Annotated in this window: 1 protein-coding gene; it reads right to left on the bottom strand. The window is 68.3% G+C overall.

All coding sequences use genetic code 11. From position 1 onward, the window contains the following. Positions 1 to 80: 80 nt before the first annotated feature. Positions 81 to 334, bottom strand: a 254-nt coding sequence (locus KI686_RS17515) for an NAD(P)(+) transhydrogenase (Re/Si-specific) subunit beta (protein WP_237590333.1), incomplete at its 5' end; no start/stop codon positions are given.

Here is a 334-nt window from a genome sequence, read left to right as displayed (position 1 = left end):
GATCGATGGTCCAGGTGAACGACGCCGCCTCTGCCGGCTCACGGAACCAGCAGAGGCGGCGGCGGTGCCGAACTGCTTCGTCACAGCGCGTGGATGATGTCCTCCACCCGCTCCTTGGCGTCACCGAACAGCATCTGCGCGTTCTCGCGGAAGAACAGCGGGTTCTGCACACCGGCGTAGCCCGCGGCCATCGAGCGCTTGAACACGATCACGTTCTCGGCCTCCCACACCTTGAGCACCGGCATCCCCGCGATCGGGCTGCCCGGGTCCTCGGCGGCTGCCGGGTTCACGGTGTCGTTGGCGCCGAGCACCAGGACCACGCCCGTGGAGGCGA

Source organism: Polaribacter sargassicola (assembly GCF_021991835.1).
Lineage (GTDB): Bacteria > Bacteroidota > Bacteroidia > Flavobacteriales > Flavobacteriaceae > Polaribacter > Polaribacter sargassicola.
This window is presented reverse-complemented; position numbering and strand designations above follow the sequence as displayed.